The sequence below is a fragment of the Actinobaculum suis genome, from assembly GCF_900102025.1.
GTDB lineage: Bacteria > Actinomycetota > Actinomycetes > Actinomycetales > Actinomycetaceae > Actinobaculum > Actinobaculum suis.
The window spans coordinates 19,432-41,507 of the sequence record NZ_FNAU01000004.1 but is presented as its reverse complement, the minus strand read 5'-3'; the positions used below and the strand labels follow the sequence as shown (position 1 = coordinate 41,507).

Annotated in this window: 15 protein-coding genes, 1 tRNA gene, 1 other RNA gene and 1 pseudogene; 5 read left to right on the top strand and 13 right to left on the bottom strand. The window is 59.7% G+C overall.

Going from position 1 to position 22,076, the window contains the following annotated elements:
- Positions 1 to 4 precede the first annotated feature (4 nt).
- Entirely contained in the window at positions 5 to 1,036 is a 1,032-nt protein-coding gene (locus tag BLT47_RS03200; RefSeq protein WP_256332509.1) for an SDR family NAD(P)-dependent oxidoreductase, read from the bottom strand.
- Positions 1,037 to 1,269: 233 nt separating this feature from the next.
- Here BLT47_RS03200 and BLT47_RS03195 point away from each other — a divergent pair, with 233 nt between their 5' ends.
- A complete protein-coding gene (locus BLT47_RS03195; RefSeq protein ID WP_074661525.1) occupies positions 1,270 to 2,538 on the top strand; it encodes an HD domain-containing protein in 1,269 nt (422 codons plus the stop codon).
- A gap of 214 nt (positions 2,539 to 2,752) precedes the next feature.
- On the opposite strand, the gene groL is transcribed toward BLT47_RS03195, so the two are convergent.
- From groL to BLT47_RS03175, 3 genes are all read right to left on the bottom strand, one after another.
- Positions 2,753 to 4,375 (bottom strand): chaperonin GroEL, encoded by a 1,623-nt coding sequence (groL, locus tag BLT47_RS03190; RefSeq protein WP_049619134.1) that lies wholly within the window; start codon positions 4,373 to 4,375, stop codon positions 2,753 to 2,755.
- A 530-nt stretch (positions 4,376 to 4,905) separates the two neighbouring features.
- Positions 4,906 to 5,580, bottom strand: a complete 675-nt coding sequence (locus BLT47_RS03180) for a LytR C-terminal domain-containing protein (RefSeq protein WP_074661521.1) — start codon at positions 5,578 to 5,580, stop codon at positions 4,906 to 4,908.
- Between the two features lie 17 nt (positions 5,581 to 5,597).
- Positions 5,598 to 5,990 (bottom strand): DUF3263 domain-containing protein, encoded by a 393-nt coding sequence (locus tag BLT47_RS03175; RefSeq protein WP_065415621.1) that lies wholly within the window; start codon positions 5,988 to 5,990, stop codon positions 5,598 to 5,600.
- Positions 5,991 to 6,174: 184 nt separating this feature from the next.
- On the opposite strand from BLT47_RS03175, the gene BLT47_RS03170 reads away from it, so the two are divergent.
- A complete protein-coding gene (locus BLT47_RS03170) occupies positions 6,175 to 6,858 on the top strand; it encodes a uracil-DNA glycosylase (protein ID WP_074661716.1) in 684 nt (227 codons plus the stop codon).
- On the opposite strand, the gene BLT47_RS03165 is transcribed toward BLT47_RS03170, so the two are convergent.
- From BLT47_RS03165 to BLT47_RS03150, 4 genes are all read right to left on the bottom strand, one after another.
- Positions 6,855 to 7,364, bottom strand: coding sequence for a hypothetical protein (locus tag BLT47_RS03165; RefSeq protein ID WP_143021755.1), 510 nt, complete (start codon positions 7,362 to 7,364; stop codon positions 6,855 to 6,857). The two genes, BLT47_RS03170 and BLT47_RS03165, sit on opposite strands and share 4 nt — an antisense overlap.
- A gap of 409 nt (positions 7,365 to 7,773) precedes the next feature.
- Positions 7,774 to 7,849, bottom strand: a tRNA-Thr gene (locus tag BLT47_RS03160).
- 361 nt (positions 7,850 to 8,210) lie between these two features.
- Positions 8,211 to 9,038: a DsbA family protein gene (locus BLT47_RS03155; RefSeq protein WP_049619129.1), complete on the bottom strand. Its 828-nt coding sequence runs from the start codon at positions 9,036 to 9,038 to the stop codon at positions 8,211 to 8,213.
- Between the two features lie 123 nt (positions 9,039 to 9,161).
- On the bottom strand, positions 9,162 to 11,564 hold the full coding sequence (locus BLT47_RS03150) for a serine/threonine protein kinase (protein ID WP_074661514.1): 2,403 nt from the start codon (positions 11,562 to 11,564) through the stop codon (positions 9,162 to 9,164).
- A 355-nt stretch (positions 11,565 to 11,919) separates the two neighbouring features.
- Here BLT47_RS03150 and BLT47_RS03145 point away from each other — a divergent pair, with 355 nt between their 5' ends.
- Together BLT47_RS03145 and BLT47_RS03140 are read left to right on the top strand one after the other, a co-directional pair.
- Entirely contained in the window at positions 11,920 to 12,642 is a 723-nt protein-coding gene (locus tag BLT47_RS03145) for an ABC transporter ATP-binding protein (protein WP_053093590.1), read from the top strand.
- A gap of 263 nt (positions 12,643 to 12,905) precedes the next feature.
- Positions 12,906 to 14,213 carry a DUF4032 domain-containing protein gene (locus BLT47_RS03140; RefSeq protein ID WP_065415619.1) on the top strand — a complete coding sequence of 436 codons (1,308 nt, stop codon included), beginning with the start codon at positions 12,906 to 12,908 and terminating at the stop codon, positions 14,211 to 14,213.
- 83 nt (positions 14,214 to 14,296) lie between these two features.
- On the opposite strand, the gene BLT47_RS03135 is transcribed toward BLT47_RS03140, so the two are convergent.
- The 5 genes and pseudogenes from BLT47_RS03135 to ffs all read right to left on the bottom strand — a co-directional run bounded on the left by BLT47_RS03135 (position 14,297) and on the right by ffs (position 20,576).
- A complete protein-coding gene (locus BLT47_RS03135; protein ID WP_074661510.1) occupies positions 14,297 to 15,331 on the bottom strand; it encodes an aspartate-semialdehyde dehydrogenase in 1,035 nt (344 codons plus the stop codon).
- Positions 15,328 to 16,602 (bottom strand): aspartate kinase, encoded by a 1,275-nt coding sequence (locus BLT47_RS03130; RefSeq protein ID WP_049619126.1) that lies wholly within the window; start codon positions 16,600 to 16,602, stop codon positions 15,328 to 15,330. The genes BLT47_RS03135 and BLT47_RS03130 overlap by 4 nt, the downstream gene beginning before the upstream one ends.
- 296 nt (positions 16,603 to 16,898) lie before the next feature.
- Positions 16,899 to 17,498, bottom strand: a pseudogene (gene recR / locus BLT47_RS03125) (recombination mediator RecR); the annotation flags it as partial.
- Complete coding sequence (locus BLT47_RS03120; protein WP_256332512.1) at positions 17,498 to 20,254, bottom strand: DNA polymerase III subunit gamma and tau; 2,757 nt, start codon at positions 20,252 to 20,254, stop codon at positions 17,498 to 17,500. The pseudogene recR and the gene BLT47_RS03120, both read right to left, overlap by 1 nt.
- 225 nt (positions 20,255 to 20,479) lie before the next feature.
- Positions 20,480 to 20,576: signal recognition particle sRNA small type (gene ffs / locus BLT47_RS03115), an RNA gene on the bottom strand.
- Positions 20,577 to 20,907: 331 nt separating this feature from the next.
- Between ffs and BLT47_RS03110 the strand changes: the two genes are divergently transcribed.
- Positions 20,908 to 22,059, top strand: a complete 1,152-nt coding sequence (locus tag BLT47_RS03110; protein ID WP_074661503.1) for an acyl-CoA dehydrogenase family protein — start codon at positions 20,908 to 20,910, stop codon at positions 22,057 to 22,059.
- Positions 22,060 to 22,076 lie beyond the last annotated feature (17 nt).

Here is a 22,076-nt window from a genome sequence, read left to right as displayed (position 1 = left end):
CCGATCACCTCACCCCGTGCTCGCCAAGTTCTGCATTCGTGGCCTGAATTATATCGTGGTTCGTGCCGACGCCGTCGTTAAACGTACCTGCAACGGTACCTGTGGAAGAACCGGAACTTGCTGCGGGGCTCTCAGCCGGCGTGCTCGCAGGTACAGCAGCACTCGGTTTGGTAGAAGCGCTTGGTTTGGTGGATGCGCTAAGTTTGGCAGAAGCGCTCGGTTTGCTAGAAGCGCTAGATTTGGCGGAACGCAGGGCACGGGCTACCCGGTTCACGACGCGGCGTGGCCCTTTCTCCGCTAAGAAAGTAATCACCTGGTAGCGCCGGCTCGGCGTACACCGGATCTTGCCGCGCTCAGCTGCGCGTAACCCTGCCGCCGCCACTTGCTGGGGGTCGAGCCACAGGAAATCGGGGACGCCGCTACGCCGCCCGCCAGAGGCACGGTGAAAACCGGAGCGCACCCACCCGGGTAACACGGCCGTCACCGTCACGCCCGTTCCGGCCAGTTCCAAGGCTAAGGATTCAGACCACACCCGAATAAAAGCTTTGATGGCCGCATACATGCCCATCGGCACAAAACCTTGCACCGAAGAAATATTGATAATCTGCCCCGAACCGGCTTCCCGCATTTTTTGGGCTACCGCTCCCCCAAGTTTTACCGGGGCCCGGCCCATTACCGTGAGGGCCGTTTCCGCCTCCGCGAAGTCTGTGGTGGCTAATGGTTGGTAAAGGCCCGTCCCCGCATTATTGACAAAAACGTCGAAAGCAAAATTCCGACTCGCAACCCATTCGCATAGGGCAGTGACCGTTTCCGGATCGGCCAAATCAGCCCGGATTTGTTCGCACGCAACGCCGCTAGCTTGCAATTCGGCAGCGGTTTCAGCCAGCCCGGTAGTTCCCCGGGCTACGATCACCAGGTTGTAGCCGCGTTGGGCGAGCAGCCGCGCGAAAGCCCGGCCAATACCGGAAGTGCCGCCCGTTATTAAAGCGATAGGTTTACCGGCGGGAGCGGTAAAACTCGGGTTTATAGTGGTCACGTTTCTACGTTAGTTGATCGGGTGGCCTGCCGCGTGGCGGCGCGCCCGCTTCCGCTTCCTGTCCAAACCAGGGCGGGGCATAAGGGAAGGTTTTGTGAGCGGACGTTTGCGGTTTCACACCGCCTAGGCCTTGTTATTGCTCCGCCCATGTTTTTGCCGACTAGACTGCCACTACGTTAGCGCCCACCACGGGGGCGGCAGCGATGCGCGGGAACAGCCCGCGGGGAGGTCTCATGGGTGAAATACCTGCGTGGTTGCCTGCAAGCTACTACCGTTCGGTGCGAGGGCTCGGTTCCCCGGCCCCGCGTGAACAAATCGAAGCCGCCAGTGCGGAGTTGATTGCTCGCTGGAGCGACCCCGCCCGCACTTTCCACGGCCTTTCGCACGTGGTAGCGATGCTCAAAGATTTAGAGGCACTGATCACCGAAACCCACTCACCCGATGTAGTGCGTTTAGCCGCGTGGTACCACGGCGTCGAATTTACGACGCCGAAAGACGCCGGCACCCGGCGCAACCCGGGCGAAAACGAGTTCGCTTCGGCTTTGGCCGCGCAATCGGCTTTGCGAGAATTAGACGTGCCCGAAGAAGCTTCCCAACGCGTAGCGGAATTGATTCGTGGAATGGCCAGTAAACATCCCGAAAAGTGGGCAGTGATTGGCGGTTCGACGAGCGGACCGGTAGATCCGCGCGATATTGACCTCATGGTTTTGCGTGATGCACATTTGGCAGTTTTGGCAGAACCACCGCAACACTACCGTTCCTATTTGGACTGCTTGCGCCGCGAATACTCGTTCTATGACGATTCTTCCTACTACCGCGGCCGCAGTAGCGTGATCCAGAAATTACTTTCCCGCAAATACTTGTATTTCACGCCTACCGCCCGGCAATGGGAAAACTCGGCACGGCAGAACCTCACCGCCGAACTTGACCGCATCTTGGCGGCTTATCCGGAATTGCGGAGCACGGACAGTCCGGCCCCGCGCGGTAAAGAATATTTGCCCACACCCGGCTTCCCCACCCCGGAACCGGCGGCCGAACCGCTCGCGGAGGCAGAGGCGGAGCCGGCCGCTGCCCCACACGCCGAGGCACCCGCTACGGCTGCTTCCGCTACAGCTACTTCCGCTACGGCTGCTTCCGCTACAGCTCCCCCGGTTAAACCGGCATCCGCTACGGCGGCTTCCGTTAAAGTTCCTGCCGCTCCGGTTCCAGCTGTACCGGCAGCCGCGGGCGCAGCTCGGGAGGGTAAGCGGCGCCGGGAAGAAGTTTCGGAGAAAATCTTGCGGCGGATTGAGGAATCCCAACATGCTGCAGCTTTGGAACGGGAAGTGCGGGAAGCTTTGGAGGCCAAGGCCGATTCGCCTTTGCGTGATAAAACTCTGGCCTCTGAAACCGGGAAGCTTCCGCGCCTCGATCCTGAACTCTTGTCTGATATTAGGGCCCAAGCTAATCCGGATTTGCCGCCCGCGCCCACGCACGGAGTGGAGCGCGAACCGGAAGAATAGCGCCGCCAACCCCTAGCACCGCCTTCTCACAGCGCCGCAAACCCCTAGCACCGCCAACCCCAAGAAAAATATCGAGCGCGGCCAAAAAGTCGGATTGCGGAAGCGGCACGTAGCTAGCACAAAACGGGCGGGCAACGTAAAGTTGCCCGCCCGTTCGGCGTCGTTATTTAGAGCGCGTATGTGTATTCACGGCCGCGCTCACGCGCGGGGCGCTTTAGTACATGCCGCCGCCCTGTTCGCCACCCTGGTTATTGGTTTCCGGTTCCGGCTTATCGGCCACAACCGCTTCCGTGGTGAGGAACAGACCCGCGATGGAGCCCGCGTTCTGGAGTGCAGAACGGGTCACCTTGACGGGGTCCATAACCCCAGCCTTGAGCAGGTCTTCGTATTCGCCGGTAGCCGCGTTCAGGCCTTCGCCCTTGCCCAGGCCCTTGACCTTTTCGGCTACGACTCCGCCTTCCATACCGGCGTTGATCGCGATCTGCTTGAGCGGCGCCTGGATGGCTACGCGTACGATCTCCGCACCGGTTTCTTCGTCCTTATCATCGAAGGTGAGCGAATCGAATGCTTCCGCACCGGCCTGGATGAGGGCCACGCCACCACCGGCGACGATGCCTTCCTCAACCGCGGCCTTCGCGTTCCGCACGGCATCTTCGATGCGGTGCTTGCGTTCCTTCAGTTCCACTTCGGTAGCCGCGCCGGCCTTGATTACGGCCACGCCACCGGCAAGCTTCGCCAAACGCTCCTGCAGCTTCTCCGTGTCATATTCGGAGGTGGAGTTTTCGATCTGCTTGCGGATCTGCGAGGTGCGGCCTTCAATATCTTCAGCCGTGCCCGCGCCGTCCACGATAGTGGTCGAATCCTTGGTAACAACAACCTTGCGGGCCTTGCCGAGCATGGAGAGGTCCGTGTTCTCCAGCTTCAGACCCACGGATTCGGAAATTACCTGGCCGCCGGTCAGCACTGCCATATCCTGCAGCATTTCCTTGCGGCGATCGCCGAAGCCCGGAGCCTTCACGGCTACCGACTTGAAGACGCCACGAATCTTGTTGACCACGAGGGTGGCCAGCGCTTCGCCTTCTACATCTTCTGCCACGATGAAGAGCGGCTTGCCCGCCTGCATGACCTTCTCCAGCACCGGGAGCAGATCCTTCATATTGGAAATCTTGCTGTCTACGAGCAGGATGTACGGATCTTCGAGTACCGCTTCCTGACGTTCGGAATCGGTTACGAAGTACGGCGAAAGGTAGCCGCGGTCGAAGTTCATACCTTCGGTGAGCTCCAGTTCGAGCTCCAGCCCGGTGGATTCTTCCACCGTAATAACGCCTTCTTTGCCGGCCTTATCCATAGCTTCGGCAATGACCTTGCCGATTTCCGGATCGCCCGCGGAAATGGCGGCGGTAGAAGCAATCTGATCCGGCGTATCAACTTCGGTGGCGTCTTCGAGCAGCTTGGCGCAAACCGCCTTGACTGCCTTATCGATACCCTTCTTCAACGCGATCGGGTTCGCGCCTGCTGCCACATTGCGCAAGCCTTCCTCAACCAGCGCCTGCGCCAGAACCGTAGCGGTCGTGGTACCGTCACCGGCCACGTCGTCGGTCTTCTTCGCTACTTCCTTGACCAGTTCCGCACCGATGCGTTCGTACGGATCTTCCAGCTCGATTTCCTTAGCAATGGAAACGCCGTCGTTCGTGATCGTGGGGGCGCCCCACTTCTTGTCCAGAACAACATTGCGGCCCTTGGGCCCAAGAGTCACCTTGACGGTATCGGCGAGAAGATTCAAGCCGCGTTCCATAGAGCGGCGAGCATCCTCATCGAAAAGAATGGTCTTTGCCATAACGGATTTTCCTCCCCTAGGGATGTTTCCGGCTGATGCCCGCGACGGACGAAGCGCCAACCGTTTTCCATAGCGGCTGGAAGCTCCTCATCGGCCGAACGAATTATCACTCTGTCACTTCGAGTGCCAGTTAGAATTTTGGCACTCGAACCCGGAGAGTGCAAGTTTTAGAAAATATTGAGCCACGCTTCACGCTCGCCGCAAATACGGCACAAACCCGCGATTTTCCGCCCTTTTACGGAAAACTGCGCGCCGCAAACTTGAGTCTTTGGAACTCAACTTTTCGCGCCTGGCGAGAGTGGGAAGAAATACCGGCGGTTTTTCAATACCAAACAGGGTTTGCCGCACGGGTGTCACGCGCTGCGGCCACGGGTTAGCACACCTCACCGGGAGCCTCGCCCATCACAAGTACCGCCCAGGCAGTGCTCTCACTGATCCGGTGGCTGGCGCGTCCGCGCGCGGTGGGCTTTCGCGGCAAGCACGCCCGCCGGGTCCTCATATTCGGCGCGTTCGCGCGCGGTGGGTTTCGCCTAGTCCACGAGTACGACGACGATCTGGTTGCCACCCGTGGCTTGTGCGTTTTCCACGAAATCGGTGATCCCTAATGCCGCACCAATTGCTTGCACGGTAGGTAGATCGGCTGCGGCCGGGTAGAAGATCTGGCTATGGGCCGGGGCGGCGTGGCGGTAATTACCAATCGCCACATTCGTATATCCGGCTTCTAGGAGAAGGTTCTGGTTCTTTGCCGCGTAGCCATTAATTCCGGAAGCGTTGAGCAAGGAAATAGACTTCGAAGTATCGGCCTGGGGCGTGGGATTTTCGGTTGGTTCTGCTTCCGCCGCGTCCGCATTTGCCTCGGTTCCATCTTCTGCCCCGTTCGCACCCGGTTCCACCGGTTGGCCGGGTTCCGGTATCGGGCTTTCACCGGGCTGTTCGCCTTCGCCATACACCGGCAAAGAAGCCGAGGGATCCGGTTCTGGCGTGGCCGTTTCTACCACGGCCGGGGTAGGAGATTCCTTCACCAAGGAATCTACGTTTACATTATTGAGCTTTATCAGCCCAATTCCCACGAGGGGCGCCAAAATCAAGACCGCCACCAGGGCGATCCACCATTTCGCATTCGATTTCTGTTTGCGGTGCGCGCCTTGGGTTACTCGCTGGCGTGCCGCGATATCGAATTCGTCCTCCGGATACTTCTTAGCCACAGCTCTAGCCTAACCTTTCACCTCTGCGGGAACGATTCCCCACGCCCGAATGTGCCGCGCTCCCTAGCCCGCTCTGCGCGTAAATTCCGGATCCGGCGTACTAGTTCCGGATCCGCTAACTCCGCCGCGGGCTTTTCCACGGCACTCGCCACCAGCAGGTAGTACTCGGTTTCTGTCATCCCCAAAGCGGTGATCGATGCCGCTTTGCGCCGAAACCGCGAACGCCAGGTTTTCTCATTATGCAAGACTTTCTGCTCCGCGGCAGTAAGGGGCTCGGTGGCAAGTGTGTTAGGCACCTCGCGCGCAGGCTGTTCTTGAGTAGCGGGCTGTCCTTGGGTAGCGGCCGGCTGTTCCTGGGTAGGCGCCTCGCGCGCAGCCGCCTTCGCCTTGCGTTCTTCTGCAGCACTCACGTACCCGATTCGCCTTCCTTCTTTGTTCTTGTTCCCTAGTGTTCCCCCGGCGCTTTTCCCCGGCGCTCTTTCGGGTAACCCCACCCCGGCGGACGCCCTTCGGGAAGCCCCACACCTTCGGGAAACCCCATACCTTTCGGAAAGCTTTGCCCGTTTTGGCGGTGTGGCTACTACCCTGGGGTTTATGCAACCGCTTTCCGAGATCATTGCCCCCGATTGGGCTGCCGCACTTTCCAGCGTAGAACCAGATATTCACCGCATGGGAGATTTCCTGCGCGCCGAAAACGCCGCACAGCGTGGTTATCTCCCGGCCGGCCAGAACGTATTGCGCGCTTTCACTTATCCGCTGGCGGATGTGCGCGTGCTTATCGTTGGCCAAGATCCGTATCCTACCCCCGGCCACCCAGTTGGACTGAGTTTCTCGGTAGCTCCGGAAGTAAAACCAATTCCGCGTTCCCTGCGTAACATTTTTCAAGAATTGCAGGCCGACGTCGGAGTTGGCACCCCAGCCACCGGAGACCTTACACCGTGGTGCCAACGCGGTGTAATGCTCCTAAACCGTGTGCTTACCGTGCAACCCGGGAAACCTGCCTCGCATCGCGGGCACGGCTGGGAAAAAATCACCGACCACGCGATTCGCGCCCTTGCCCGGCGCGGCGGCCCACTGGTGGCCATTCTATGGGGCCGGCAGGCACAAGAATTACGTCCGCTACTCGGTTCGATCCCGGCGATTGAAAGCCCGCACCCCTCCCCGCTCTCCGCTTCGCGCGGATTCTTCGGATCCCGACCCTTCTCCCGCACAAACGAACTCCTGGTTGCGCAGGGAGGGGCGCCTATTGACTGGTCTTTACCGGTAGCGAATGGCTAGGGTGCAACTTCCAGCGTAACCCCGTGCGCGGCAGCTTCGGCAGCAAGGGTTTCTTGGTTGGAGCTGGTGCTTGGTACCAGTTCTGCTATTTCTTGCAGAGTTTTTGCGTTCGGCGTCTTTTTGTAAGCTTTTATCGCTTCCGCCACGCTATCTGGCATCACCCCAAAGCTGTTTTTCACTTTGCTCAGGTACCACGTTGTACCCGGAAGGTTTGCGTCCCATTCCATGGCGCACGCCCACGCGTTATCCCAGTTTTGTTCAGTAACCTGCGCCGGGAAACAATCCTGCTTTTCCAAAAAGGCCACTTCTTCCGGGTTATTTTCCCGCCAACACGTAGCCACATCCTCCGGATCGAGAAAAGTGACCGGCGCTACCAGCGTACGGCCAGATTCGAGGGTGTAGGTTTTCGTGTTCGCATACGCGTCCGTACATTCCCGCATCTTGGCGACGGCGGCCTCGCGCGATACCGATGCGGGCGGCTCCGCGGTGCTGCGTGCAGAGCGCATGAGACCATAAACTACAGCCGCACAAAGGGCCACGCAGATTACTGCGATAACGACGCCGACTGCTTTTTTTCTGTGCGTTTTTTGCTGTGCGTTTTCCATGCCAGGGCCTCCTTGCCCGCGGGTGTACATCCTGCATTCCGCCAACTGTCTATTTTGGCCATCGGTTGTGGCTTAGAAAAAAGCTAACACGGCGCGAAAGAGATAAAAACACCCGGAAGCCCAAATTGATTACGCCGAGAAAGTAATATGAATAGGAGGTTAACGGATGGTTGCACATCAGTAAACTGGCGTTTGCGCGCAAATGTCAGCGGGCGCGATCAAACAAATAGCGAGCACTACCGGAGACCGAACAGACAGTAAGAAGCGCCGAGCAGACAGTAAGAAGCTGGCGGTAATCAGCAAATAAAACTGGAGCCCCCGACAGGACTCGAACCTGCGACCCCCTGTTTACAAGACAGGTGCTCTACCAACTGAGCTACAAGGGCGTGGCCCGCTAGGCGGGCACTGAAGAAGTGTACCGGTTTCTAAGGAAAAGTCCCAGTGCCAGGCCGAGATATAAGCCACGGACCAGCACTGGGACCTTTTTGTTATGTAATTTGCTTCGCATTACGGCGCCGCCGGGCTGTTTTGCCGCCGGGGTTCCCCACCGCCGGGTTGCTCTGCCGCCAGGCTGTTTTGTTGCTCGGTTGCTTTGTTGCTCGGTTGCCTTGCCGCCGGGTTGCTCTGCTACCGGGTTGTTCTACGCCCGAGCTTGCCACTAAGTGCGCCTAGCGGAACCAAGCGCGCCTAGCGGAGCCAAACGTGGCTAGCAAAGCTCGGCTAGCAAAGCACGGCTAGCAAACCTTGCTACTTAGCGTTTTCAATGGCCTTGAGCAGGGCGCCATTCGCCCAGTTTTCATTGTACTGTTTGCCGTTGATCAGGATCGTCGGCGTGCCGGTGAAACCGTTCTTGGTGAACTGCTTGAGGGCCTGCTCAGACAGTTCCTTATAAGCACCGCCGTCGATATCTTGCTTCATCTGCGCCACTTGCTCGTCACTGAGCCCCACGAGTTTAGCTTCGTCATACAGGGCGGAAACATCTGGCGGTTGCACGCCCCCTTCGGTGGGCTGGGCAAAGAGCGGAATGGTGATATCCGCGAACACCTTATTGTGGAAGTCCAGATACTTATCGGGAGCGTGCTCCGCGATCCAGAATTCGATGCGCTGCCCGTCTGCAGAGAAGGGAATATTCGGGTAAATCGAGGTGGGATAGTACTCGAGAGTAATCTTCCCGTCCTGAGCCATCTGCCGTAGAGTTTCGGCGTATTCATCGTCCAAAACCGTGCAGTGTGAGCACAGGTAATCGAAGTAAATCGAAACCCGCGGCACTCCACTATTAGAGGTACCGGCAGCCAGTTCCTTACCGATACTGATTCCGCCGAATTCGTTAATTTCCTGCGGCAGTTTGGTGGTGATCTCCGTGCTCGACTGTTCACCCGCATCCGAGATCGCCGACTTCTTATTGCCGGAAACGATGTACCAGATCGCTGCTCCCACCAGAGCCACCACCACGATCCCCACGATTATCGCGATTAGGCGGTTGCGTTGGGTGCGTTTCTTTTCTTCCTCACGAAGTTTCGCGGCCGCCTCGCGGGCGCGCTCACGGCGTTGTGCCTTCGTTTCGTTTTTCGCCATTCTCTTCCTTCAGTGTTTCGACGACGCCGAACGCTTGCTACGCCGTCGCGCATTAGCATCATTTATAGCGTATCGCCTTTCTCAGCCCGCAAAGGCGGACCCGGCCACAGTATTCCCTTTGATTTAGCCAAAAATGGATTCCAAATCGACGTCGGGTGCGCCGGGAATAAAGAAAGGTGCGTCCGGTAGCGGCGCCCATTTGGTTGGCGTGCTTAGCGTGACGGCCAGTAAAGCCACCGCGCCCAAAGCGAGTAGCACTCCCCAAAAACGCCGGTAACCGGGCGAAGGGGCGAGCACGGAAAACACGATCCGGGAACCTTCCCGCGTCCACGCACCGCCCGGGCCAAACCACGACATTAGCACTGCACCGGTAGCTCCCGCCAGGAACGCAAAATCAACCGTTACCAGCTCAAAAAGATAAAGCACCCAGGCCAGGGCGAGCCCGCCAGCGGCCCCGGTAATCACCATGCCTATCCCGTTTACCAGGGCTTGCGCGCAAGCCAGTGGAAATCTGCCCACGGCCCACAGCAAATCGCCACTATGTGTTCCGCCCGCCGCAAAACGCCGTTTTTGCAAAGCCCCGCGGGTGATCGCGAGCGCGGCCAAAACGAAACATCCCAGCACGTAGGCCAGGCCGGTGGGTATCGGCCAGCGCCACAATAGTTGCACCAGGATGCATCCGGCCAGCAAAGTCAGAAACGGTGCGTTGGCAGCAGGCCGCGCCCAGCGGGGTGTGGGTGCAGGTGCGGCCATTCCTGCCGGAGCGCCCGGCCAGCCCGCGCCCTGCTCACCTTGCCAGGCACCAACCTGTTCGCCTTGCCAGGCGCCGCCGGGCTGGGCTTGCCCGCCCGGTACGCCCACGTTCGGGCCGGCTCCGGCGGGCGGTTCGCCACCCGGCCAGCCCGGGGCGCCATTATTATTCGCCACTGGTACCGCGATATCGACCGGCGGCGCCGCTTGCGGATACGAAGCTGCTTGCGGCGCTACCGCCGGGGCCGGTGTTGCCGCCGGCGACGCATAACCAGCCGCGGGCTCGTATTCGTTATCGGCCTCAAAATACTCGGGCGCTAACTGATATTTGGGGGCTACCGGATAGGCCAAAGTTGGCGTTCCCGCATGCATGGCCGATTCCTGCCCGCCCGGCAGCATCTGCGTGCGATCACTATTCGGCCCAGCGCTGAGCACCTGCGTGCGGTCACTATCCGCCCCCGCGTTAAAAACCGGCCCGGCACTAAGCACTTGCGTGCGGTCAGTATCCAGCCCCGCGCTAAGCACCTGCGTGCGGTCACTATCCGGTGCGGTACTGCCCGGCTGTAAACCTGCTTGCGCAGCGCCGTGGTAACCAGATCCCGCCTCCGACAATTCCGAAGAAGCTAGGGCTAGGCCTGAATCGTGTGGAATGCCGGAATAGGGCCGCGTAGCATCCGGATCGTTAGTTCCAACGCCTGCTCCGGCAACGTCGCCAGTGCCCGCTCCAGCAACGCCGCCAGCGCCCGCTCCAAGGCCGCCGCCGGCGCCATCTCCAGCTCGAGCTCCAATTTCCGCGCCGGAAGCAATGCTAGCGCCGAGGGCCGCGCCGGCCGCAGCACCCAGGCCGGCGGCAGCGCCCATTCCAGCGGCACGGCCCAGGCCGGGTTTTTGCCCAGCTGCCCCTGTAGATCCTTCTCCGTCTCCCGCTATCGGCGGCATATAGGCACGGGTGGCCTGGTTGGGAGCAGGCGGCGGAACCGGAGCACCCTGCCAAGCTTGCGGATCGCGCAAACACTCGATGAGTTGCGCATACGGCAAGCGTTCTTCCAGCCGGCCGGCCAGGGCTTGCGCGAAAGCCTGGGCGATTGCGGGCGGGACACCAGAAAGATCGGCCTCGCCGTCGAGCACTTTACGCATGATTACGGGCGCGCTATCTCCTCCGTAAGGATCGTGGCCGGTGGCGGCAAAAGCGATCACGGCGGCGAGCGCCCAAAAATCGGCAGCTTCATCAGGTTGGGCGCCCATGAGCACGCGCGGGTCTAGGTAACCGGGCGTGTGGGTGATCGAACCGCGTTGGGTGAGCCGCGTATCGCTACCCGTTTGGGCGATACCGAAGTCGATCAGAATCGGGCCGGCCGAAGAAATCATCACATTAGAAGGTTTCAGATCGCGATGTAGCACCCCTATCTCGTGCACGGAATGTACGGCGTGCCCCAGCCGTGTGGCAAGTTCTACGAGGTCATGCCGGTCATAGGGGCCGTCGGTGCGCACGTCTTCCGCCAAGGTAGGGCCATCAACCAGTTCGGTAACGATAAAGGCAGTTTCGTCCTCGATCTCGGCATCTAACACCTCTGCCACATACGGACCCTTCACCCGTTGCAACATGTCCACTTCACGGCGCAAACGCGTCCGCCCGGCCGGGTCTGCCACCGCCGCCGGGTGTAGCAGCTTCAAGGCAACACGCGTACCGCCACCATCAATCGCCTCGTAAACCGTAGACATTCCGCCCTGGCCGATCGACCGCACCAGGCGGTACCCTCCGATGTCGCTATGCATACCCCAAAGGTACCCGAGGATAATTGGCTATCCCGCCACCTTAGTTTTCGCTCTCCGGTAGAGCTATGTAACGCCGCCGCAAAACGCCAGCGCCAAACCAGCCCCTTACCGGTCTCGGGGCCTTCCATAAACATCTCTTCGGGAGATAAGTCCCAGCAGGTCAGCAGGTAAATTTTACGCATGCGGCGACCCGCCGCGTGATGTGTTCTTGCTAATTGCGCGTACCGCTCTTGGCACTGTAATAATGTAAGTGTTCGCACCGCCAGGCATTCAGGGATGGGCCTGCTCGCCAGCGGAGCCACCACTATTCTGTTTTTATTTTTAACGCATCTGGCTATTCCGAGGAAGGACGGCCATGGCATCCGTTACCTTCGACGGCGCAACCCGCCGTTATCCCAACGCGGTTGCACCCGCCGTTGATAACCTTGATCTTTTTATTAACGACGGCGAATTCTTTGTACTCGCGGGCCCGCCGCGTTGCGGCAAATCCACGGCCATGCGCATGTTGGCGGGGCTGGAAAGCGTGGATTCTGGGCGCATCTACGTCGGTTCGGAAGACGTAACTGACTTGCCGCCAAAACTACGCGACGTAGCTATCGCTTTCCAAAACTATGCGCTCTATCCGCATATGACCGTCCGCGAAAATATGGGTTTCGCACTAAAAATTGCCGGAACGCCTCTCGAAATTATTGCGGAACGCGTGGAAGACGCCGCCGAGGCCTTGGAACTTTCCGGGAAGCTGGAACTCAAACCGGGCGATCTCACCCGCGCCGAGCGGCAAAAAGTGGCTATTGGGCGCGCGCTGGTGCGTACCCCGAAGGTTTTCTTGATGGACGAACCGCTCATCAATTTGGATATGGACCTGCGCGCTCACACTCGCGAACTGATTCTTTTGCTCCAGCAGCACAATCAGGTGACCACCGTTTATCTCACTGCCGACCCGCAGGAAGCCCTAGCCTTGGGAACCCGGATTGGGATAATGAACGAGGGGCGGATGGTGCAGATCGGCACGCCCGCAGAACTGGCAGAACATCCCGAAAATAATTTCGTGCAGCGCTTCCTAGAACAGGGCCAGTAGCTCCGGCGTCGTGGTTTATCTCACCGGCCGCCCGGCAACCAGGCAACTCGCCACCCGGTAACCTAACACCCCGGCAACCAGGCAACTCGCCATCCGGCAAAGCCGACCATCCGGCAACCTAACACCCCGACCGTCCAGCAACTTAGCACCCCGGCAACCTTCGAAAACTTGGCAATCCATCCCCACGCGGCGCCGAATTTGCTCTGCCTCACTATCTATTTTTAGCGATCGCATAAGCCCCGTAAGTGTTTTACCCTAGGGGTGTGAAAGCCGAGCTCAGCATTACTGCAGCCCAGGTCGAACCCGATCTGATTGACCTGCCTTGGTCTTACCCACTCGAAACCTGGCCGAAAAGACTTATTGCCGCCTTACCGCGGGGCATTTCCCGCCATGTGGTGCGCTTCGTGCGGCTGGGCGGAAAGAAGACGATCGCCGTAAAGGAGATTTCTGAACCGGTCGCCTTCCGGGAATACGAACTGCTGCGGAGCCTGGTCAAACTCAATTTGCCCACGGTCACGCCAACCGCCGTCGTCACGGGCCGGGTACAACAAAACGGGGAACCGCTCAACGCGTGCCTCATTACCGACCACCTCCCCTACTCTTTGCCGTACCGCGCGGTGATCGGGCACGACCACCGGCGCGAAGCGATTAATCGCCTCATTGATGCTTTGGCCGTGCTCATGGTCCGTTTGCATTTAGCCGGGTTCTTTTGGGGTGACGTTTCTCTTTCCAATACGCTGTTTCGGCGCGACGCCGGCTCTTTCGCCGCGTATTTGGTAGACGCCGAAACCGGGGAGCTTTTCGATCCGATCACGGACGGCAAACGCCACTACGATACGGATGTGGCCCGCACGAATATTATTGGCGAGCTCATGGATCTGATTGCCGGCGGTATTTTGCCCGAAGATTTCGACGCGATTTCCGTAGGTGACTATTTTGAGAAGCGCTACCACGAACTGTGGGACGAAGTTACTGCCGTAACCACGATTGGCCACGGTGAAAAGTGGAAAGTGACGGACCGCGTGCAACGGCTCAACCGGCTCGGGTTCGACGTCGATGAGCTTTCTATTACTACCCATCCGGGGGCCAGCCAGCTAAATATTCAGCCGAAGGTGGTGGAAGCTGGGCATTATGCGCGCAAGGTGGAACGGCTTGCCGGGCTGAACGTGGAAGAAAATCAGGCGCGGCGCATCCTCAACGATATTGGCGAATACGCGGCTACTAACGATTTAGAAGGCCAGCCGGAAAGCACTGTGGCACACGCCTGGCTTCGGGATGTGTACGAGCCCACCATCGCCGCGATCCCACCTGAGCTTTCCGGAAAGCTTGAACCGGCAGAGATTTTCCACGAAATTTTGGAACACCGCTGGTTCATTTCCGAACGGCAGGGCCGGGACGTACCGCAGGCGGAAGCCGTGCAGTCTTTCATTACCGAAGTGCTCCAGCACCGCCGGGACGAAAAGGCTTTCCTGGACGCTACCGAACCGGAAATCCTGCCGGAAGCAAACGAAACCCCGGCCGGTGCGGACGATACTTCGCCCACCCCAGCCGGGGAAGAAGCACGTGAGTAGCCTCGCGGTAGTGCGCACTTGCCTTAGGCGCTTACCTCAGGCCGCGGCTTGTTTAAACTGCGTACCTCAGGCCGCGGCTTACTTTAGGCCGCGGCGAGTAGCTCGGCGATTTGGATGGCGTTGAGCGCCGCGCCCTTACGCAGGTTATCGGCCACGCAGAAGAAGGCGAGGCCGCGGCCTTCCGGGGCGGCCTGATCGCGGCGAATCCGGCCCACGAAGCAACCATCCTTGCCGGCTGCCTGCAACGGATTCGGCAGGTCCACTACGTGCACGCCGGGGGCTGCACGCACTAGCTCGGTAGCCTGCGCTACGTCTACTTCTGCGCTGAACTCGGCATTCACGGCCAAGCCGTGCGCGGTGAAGACCGGGATACGCACGCACGTGCCCGCCACCCGCAAATCTGGGATACCCAAGATCTTGCGCGATTCATAGCGCAGCTTTTGTTCTTCGTCGGTTTCTAGCGAACCGTCGTCTGCCAAATTGCCGGCAAAAGCTACCGCGTTGAAAGCAATCGGCGCCTTATAAACATGCGATTCCGGGAAATCCACGGCCGTGCCATCCAAAGCTAGATGGCGATAATCTTGCGTTACGGCCGCTTCAATCTGCTCGGATAGTTCTTTTACGCCAGCCACCCCGGAACCCGATACGGCCTGGTAGCTGGCTACCGTGAGCCGCTCCAAACCATACGCATCATGGAGCGGTTTCAAAATCGGCATGGCCGCCATAGTGGTGCAATTCGGGTTCGCAATAATCCCCTTGGGGCGATGCGCGAGGGCTTCCGGATTTACTTCCGCCACTACGAGCGGCACTTCCGGATCATTGCGCCAGGCCGAAGAATTATCGACCACGGTAGCCCCGGCTTGCGCAAAGAGGGGTGCATACTTTTTGGAGGTAGACCCACCGGCAGAGAAAATTGCAATATCGATACCCGAATAGTCGGCACCGTCTACGTCCTCTACGGTCACTTCGTGGCCGGCGTAGCTCAGCTTCGTACCCGCACTGCGTGCCGAAGCAAAAAAGCGTACGCGATCCGCGGGGAAGCCACGTGCTTCCAACAGCTCGCGCATTACCCGCCCTACCTGGCCGGTTGCGCCAACCACCGCAAGAGTCAAACTCATCGTCCTGTTCCTCCGTACACCACGGCCGCGTGCGCCGCATCCAAACCGAACACGGTGTGTACCGCGCGGGCAGCCTCTCCTAATACTTCTTCATCTACCACTACGGAAATACGAATCTCCGAAGTGGTAATCATATCTACGTTTATGCCCAGGTCTCCCAGAGCGCCAAAGAATTTCGCGGAAACCCCGCTGTGGGAACGCATTCCGGCACCCACGATAGAAAGAATCCCGATCGAAGGTTCTACCTTAATGTCTTCAAATCCAAGTTCGCGTTTGCGGGCGTTGAGCGCCCCCACCACGCTATCTACGTCTGCGCGTGGCACGGTGAAGGAAATATTAGAGAACCCTTTCCGCGAAAGCGACGTGTTTTGCACGATCATGTCAATATTGCCGTCTTTTTCGGCAACGGCGGCGAAGATCCGGGCCGCCACTCCGGGTTTATCCGGCACTCCCACCACGGAAATCTTCCCCTGGTTGCGATCTGCTGCAACTCCGGTAACCGTTGGTTCTTCAATTCCACCCGATGTGAGTTGTTGGCTGGTATCTTCCACTATCCACGTTCCTTCTTTGTTAGAGAACGACGAGCGCACATGCAAAGGCACGCCGAACTTGCGCGCAAATTCCACCGCCCGCAAATGCAAAACTTTCGCACCGTGTGCGGCCAGTTCCAAAGTTTCTTCATAGGTCATAAAGGGCAGCGGCGAAGCAGCCGGAACAATCCGCGGATCGGCAGTAAATACGCCGTCCACGTCCGTATAGATTTCACAGGCGTCCGCACCCAGGGCAGCGGCAAATGCCACCGCCGTCGTATCCGAACCGCCCCGCCCCAAAGTGGTCACATCATTATCTTCGTTCACACCCTGGAAGCCGGCGATAATCGCCACGCAATTATCTTGCAAGGTGCGCACGATTCTTTCCGGGACGATCCCAATAATCGAGGCTGACCCGTATTCTTGATCGGTACGCACTCCGGCCTGCTGCCCGGTAAAGGCACGCGCTTTCACGCCCAGTCCGTTGACGGCCATAGATAGGAGGGCCATCGAAATGCGTTCCCCCGCGGTGAGCAAAATATCGAGTTCCCGCGCCGGCGGGTTATCCGTCACTGAGTGCGCCAGGTCAAGCAGATCGTCAGTAGTATCGCCCATTGCTGAGACCACCGCGATCACCTGGTTGCCTTGCCGTGCTGTTTCCGCGATCCGCGCGGCAACACGTTTTATCCCCGCCGCTTCCGCGACGGATGATCCTCCGAATTTTTGAACTATTAGCGCCAAAACAGCCCACTCCTTTTGCGGCTTTGCTGGCGTAATTCTAACGAGACTTTCACGCGGGATGCGCGGTTATCTCACGCCATACCCCAATGTGTGATGAGTCTTGCTCAGTTTTTCGGCGCGGCCGGCGGGTTTGGATGCGCGGCGCGGCTGGTTTCACCGTCCGGCGTGGCAGGCGGATTTGTATTCGCGGTAGGCCCAGTTTCAGCGGCCGGCGCGGCCGGCGGGTTCGGGGGCGTAGCCGGGTCGGTTGCGGCTTCCGGTGTGGCTGGCTGCGCGGGGGCGGCGTCGAACCCTGCTACCTTGGTGCGGCCCTCGAAGGCACGCGAGAGGGTGATCTCATCGGCATATTCGAGATCGCCACCCACGGGAAGGCCGGAGGCGAGCCGGGAAATTTTGATGCCGATCGGGCTGAGGAGGCGGATAATGTAGGCCGCGGTAGCTTCGCCTTCGATATTTGGGTCGGTGGCGAGGATAACTTCTTGGACCGCTCCGTTTTGGAGACGTTGCAGAAGTTCACGAATACGCAGGTCTTCGGGGCCGATCCCGCGGATGGGATTAATGGACCCGCCGAGCACGTGGTATTTTCCGCGATATTCGCGAGTGCGTTCGATGGCCACGATGTCTTTAGCTTCTTCCACCACGCAAATGGTTTCTTCTGAGCGGCGCGGATCGGAGCATATCGTGCACACTTTTTGTTCGGTAACATTTCCGCAGATTTCGCAAAAATGCACTTTTTCTTTTACGGCAAGCAGCGCATCGGCCAGTTCTTTTACTTCTGCTTCGTCTTGTTCGAGCAGGTAGAAAACTATTCTTTGCGCACTTTTGGGGCCGATACTGGGCAGGCGACTAAAGGCGTCGATGAGGTTTTGTACCGCACCATCAAAAATTCCAGCCATTAGTAACCGCTCTCCTCGCTCTCCGTAATTTCCTCAATAATCTGCGCCTCGAAAGTTTCGAGCACCACGTCCACACCGACCACGGAAGATTCCGAAATCTTCGGATCATCTGCCGAAACCGATTCCTCATCCAACCAGCTTGGCGAGCCCGGCGCCGGCGTGGCCGAAGCCGGATCCAGGCTATTGCCCGCCCGGTTTGCCGCAGCGCCCGCATACGCGGCAGCGCTAGCGAAAGTGCCGGTGGCTCCACTTGGTGACGACGCCGTTTGCCCCGCTCCCAGGCTACCTGGCCTGCCCATGCTACCGGGCGAAAGCTCACTCTTCGCCGTCGCGGAACTACCCGTTACCGGACTGCCGGCCGCCGCGACACCCGCTACCGGACTGCCAGCCGCCGCGACACCCGCTACCGGGGTGCCCGCTGCTGAGATTCCTGCTGCTGCGGATCCTTCCGCTCTTGGGGCTCCCGCACCGGTCTGATCTGCACCCGGGGTCCGTGCCGGGGTGGCCGGTGACATCGGCGCCGGCGCGTTGCTCGCGGCGGAAGGTATGCCCGGGGCGACCCCGGGGGCACGCTGCCCGCTTTGCATTTCCCGCACGGCCTGAACTGCCGAAAAGCCCGGGCCTTGCGGGTTTTGGTGGGTCTTGGGCATGGTCGGAATCCGGAAGGTCGGCCCCGGCGCCGGCGCTGGCGCGGGCGCAGGCGATTCCGGAGTTTCCGGCACTCCCGGAACTTCTGGAGCCGGACTCGGTGTTGCCGCACCGTCCGGCGTTGCCGCTACGTTGGCGCCGGCTTGGCTAGGCCCGGCTGCAGCTTGCATTTCTGCCGGGAAACGCGGCATGGGCATGCGCTGCATGTAGAAGGGAACTTCTTCTTCCGGGTATTCCTCTTCCTCGTCCGAAATTTCTTCCGGCAAAGGCGGCGTTTCGCTACCGGCCGGTGACTGCGCTATATTCTTCGCGCCCGCGAACGCGGGCTCAGCTTTTGGGCGAGCATCATCACCTTCCGCAAGCTGTGCCTCCGGCACCGGACGTGCCGTAATGTTTTGCCCCACCACCTTGTTCGTAAATATCGAGAGGTGTTTATTAAGCCGCTCCAAGTTGCGCGGATTTTCCAATAATTGCAAACCGCGCTCGCCCGCAAAAGCGATAGTCACCGTATTTCCGTCCTGACTCACCGGGCGCGCCGGTTCTGCAAAAATGCCCTGCGCGAAGGCCCCCGACGTAGTGACCGCTTGCCACTGATCCTGCAAAACCCGCACGAAATCCGGTTCTTCGCGCGGCTTGCTCTCCACCTCTTCGTGCGGCTCGTTCGCTGCCTCTGCGGGAGCCGCGCCCGCCCGAGCCGGGGTGGCAACGCCCGCGGATTGTGAAGCCGCCGGAGCAGCCGGTACAGGTGCGACAGGCGCAGCTGTTGACTCAGCCGGTGCAGGTGCGGCAGGGCCGCGTTGCGCCGTGCCTTGTTGCACGGAAGCTTGGCGGGCCGCAGCCATAACGCGTTCCCGGGCGACATCGCGTGCCGATTTTCCGCCGGCCGCAGCTGGCCGGACCGGAGCCGTGCCCGGTTGATCCCCGGCCTGCGAAAGCGCGGCGCGAGCTCCGGCGTCGTCGGTAAAACCACCACCACCAAAACCGGCACCGTTTACCGCACCCCCGTGTTTTTGATACGCAGGAAGCAAGAGGCGCGCGCAAAGCAACTCGAGCTGCAAGCGCGGCGAGGTGGCGCCCGTCATATGCGAAAGTGCTTCATTGGTTTGTTCCGCACTATAAGTGGCACGCGCGGCGCCCAGAGCTTGCGCTTGCGCCACCATCTGTTCGTAACGGTCTTGGGGAAGGGAACCGAGGGCGTCTGGCGCGGCCTCCCCCGCCAAAGAAATCACTACCAGATCGCGGAAACGCTGCAGCAAATCAGCCACGAAGCGGCGCGGTTCGTGCCCGGCGCCAATCAGCTCTTCCACGGTGGCAAATAATTTGCCGCCATCTTCAGCCGCCACCGCCGCTACGGTACGGTCCAGCATCGCCGAATCGGTGTACCCGAGCAGTGCGATCGCCCGTTCGTATTCCAGGGTAGAAGATTCCGAACCGCCCATGAGCTGGTCGAGCACAGACATCGAATCGCGTACCGAACCACCCCCGGCGCGCACAACGAGCCCCAACACGCCCGGCCCGGGCGTGAAACCTTCCTGAGCGCAAATCCCCGCCAAATATTTTTCCATGGTGTCTGGAGCAACCAGGCGGAAAGGATAGTGGTGGGTGCGCGAACGAATCGTGCCAATCACCTTTTCCGGTTCCGTGGTAGCAAAAACAAATTTGATGTGGGCTGGCGGTTCTTCCACAAGCTTCAGCAGGGCGTTGAAACCCTGCGTGGTCACCATGTGCGCCTCGTCAATAATGAAAATCTTGTAGCGGTCGCGTACCGGGGCAAAAGCGGCACGTTCCACGAGGTCACGTGCGTCGTCTACCCCACCGTGGGAGGCGGCGTCCATTTCGACGACGTCGAGGGAACCCGCGCCATCTAAGGCCAAGTCGCGGCAAGAATCACATTGCCCGCACGGGGTATCGGTGGGGCCCTGCGCGCAATTCAGGCAGCGGGCCAAAATCCGCGCCGAAGTAGTTTTGCCGCACCCGCGCGGACCCGAAAACAGGTAGGCGTGCACGGTGCGATTAGCCCGTAAGGCGGCCATCAGGGGCCGCGTCACATGATCTTGCCCGATCACGTCTTGGAATCGCTCCGGTCGATACTTCCGATAAAGTGCCATGCTCACGCTCGCCAGTCTACGTTGCCGCGGCGCTCGTGTTGCATCCACTCCCCAAGGGGTAACCCACATTCGCAGCAAAACAGGGCAAATATCGCAGGGCCGGTACAGGCAGACACAAGCTGAGACAAGCCAGCTGGAGCTTATACGCTACAAATATCGGGCTTATAGGCCAAAGATCGCGGGGGCCGGTACGAACTAGCTGGGCCGCGCGGCCCGCCCGCGCAAAAAAAAGACGCCCCACGCACCCGTCAGAGCCCGCATACCCTTGCTGCCTTCCGACCCTGGGGGAGTTTTGCGAGATAACGCCGCGTGGGGAGTCACCGGTGATTCTACAGGCCCGGCCCGTCTAACCAAAACCTGTGTGGGTTATCTCGCCTCTCAGCAGAAAGGCACGCGGGCGCGGTAATACGGCCCGAAGAGGCGAAAGCAACGGAAATAGCAGCGTGAGGTGCCGGGTGACGCTAGCGAGCCCGAGATCTGGCCAGCGTGGGAACGGACCGGCGCGGGAGTAGGTATTGGCCCGCGCGAGGCCCAGGCGTGCGCAGCACCGGTAGGCGAAGGTTCGCGTGCTTTAGGTGTGCCATGCCCCGCCACGGGCGCGTAAAGTTAACGAGTGCGCGAAGCGCGTACTGGATGTTGAACAAAGGAGCACCATGGCATTCCTATCGGATGAGCTACTGAGCACTCTCCATGCACGGGCGGCCGCACACGATGCCGCTAACGAATTCCCTTTCAATGACTACGAAGATTTGTGCAATGCCGGCTACTACGCCGCCTTTGTTCCGGAAGAATACGGCGGGGCCGGTTTGAGTTTGGCGGAGATTGCCGCCGAGCAGACGCGTTTGGCGAAAGCCGCGCCGGCCACGGCACTGGGCATTAATATGCACCAGATTATTGTGGGTTTGGGCCGCTGGCTGGTACGGCAAGGGGTAGCCAACGGAGAAAAGATTTTGCGGGAAGCTGCCGCGGGCAAACTTTTCGCTTTCGGGATTTCCGAACCGGGCAATGACCTGGTGCTTTTCGGTTCCCTCACGCAGGCCCGGGAAGATGGCCAGGGCGGCTATCTGCTTTCCGGTACCAAGGTTTTCACTTCGCTCGCACCCGCTTGGGATTGGCTCATGACTTTCGGGGCGGTTACTTCGGAAACGGGCACGCAGAATGTGTTTGGCCTCGTAAACCGGAACGACGGCGGCTTTGAGATCAAAGACGATTGGCATGTGACGGGGATGCGGGCCACGCAGTCGAACACTACGGTGCTCCAGGAGGCGCGGATTGCGCCGGAAAATGTGCTCGGCTTGGTGAACCCCGGGCCTTCTAAGGAACCGGTAGTGTATGGCATTTTCTCGAATTTTGAGATTTTGCTGGGTGCTACCTATCAGGGTATTGGCGAACGGGCGATTGAAGTAGCGGCCGCGCACGTAAAGCAGCGTAAGTCTGTATTGCATCAAGACGTGTATGCCAATGATCCGGATATTCGGTGGCGTATCGCGGAAGCAGCACTCACCATGTATCCCGTGGGGCCGGCGCTACGCGAATTGGCGCATAGCGTGGATAATGGCGGGGAGTTGAGTGACCCGGGCGAATATCCGCGTTTTTCCGCGGCCAAGAATTTGGCGGCGGAAGCTTCTTTGCGGGCCGTCAATGAATGCATCCGCGCCTGCGGGGGCAGCTCTTACTACGAAACGCACGAACTTTCCCGTTTGTACCGGGATGTGCTGGCCGGCCTCTTCCAGCCTTCGGATCAAGAATCCTTGCATTCGGCCTGGGCGAGCATGGTGCTCGGCCCGATCGAAAAGAAAAACTAGGCCCACCGGCCGCTCGG

Coding starts and splice junctions, on each gene's coding strand:
- BLT47_RS03145 (WP_053093590.1), top strand. CDS start 11,920: ATGGCATCCGTTACCTTCGACGGCGCAACCCGCCGTTATCCCAACGCG.
- BLT47_RS03135 (WP_074661510.1), bottom strand. CDS start 15,331: ATGAGTTTGACTCTTGCGGTGGTTGGCGCAACCGGCCAGGTAGGGCGG.
- BLT47_RS03165 (WP_143021755.1), bottom strand. CDS start 7,364: ATGCGCTCTGCACGCAGCACCGCGGAGCCGCCCGCATCGGTATCGCGC.
- BLT47_RS03155 (WP_049619129.1), bottom strand. CDS start 9,038: ATGGCGAAAAACGAAACGAAGGCACAACGCCGTGAGCGCGCCCGCGAG.
- BLT47_RS03120 (WP_256332512.1), bottom strand. CDS start 20,254: ATGGCACTTTATCGGAAGTATCGACCGGAGCGATTCCAAGACGTGATC.
- BLT47_RS03110 (WP_074661503.1), top strand. CDS start 20,908: ATGGCATTCCTATCGGATGAGCTACTGAGCACTCTCCATGCACGGGCG.
- BLT47_RS03170 (WP_074661716.1), top strand. CDS start 6,175: ATGCAACCGCTTTCCGAGATCATTGCCCCCGATTGGGCTGCCGCACTT.
- groL (WP_049619134.1), bottom strand. CDS start 4,375: ATGGCAAAGACCATTCTTTTCGATGAGGATGCTCGCCGCTCTATGGAA.
- BLT47_RS03150 (WP_074661514.1), bottom strand. CDS start 11,564: ATGCATAGCGACATCGGAGGGTACCGCCTGGTGCGGTCGATCGGCCAG.
- BLT47_RS03195 (WP_074661525.1), top strand. CDS start 1,270: ATGGGTGAAATACCTGCGTGGTTGCCTGCAAGCTACTACCGTTCGGTG.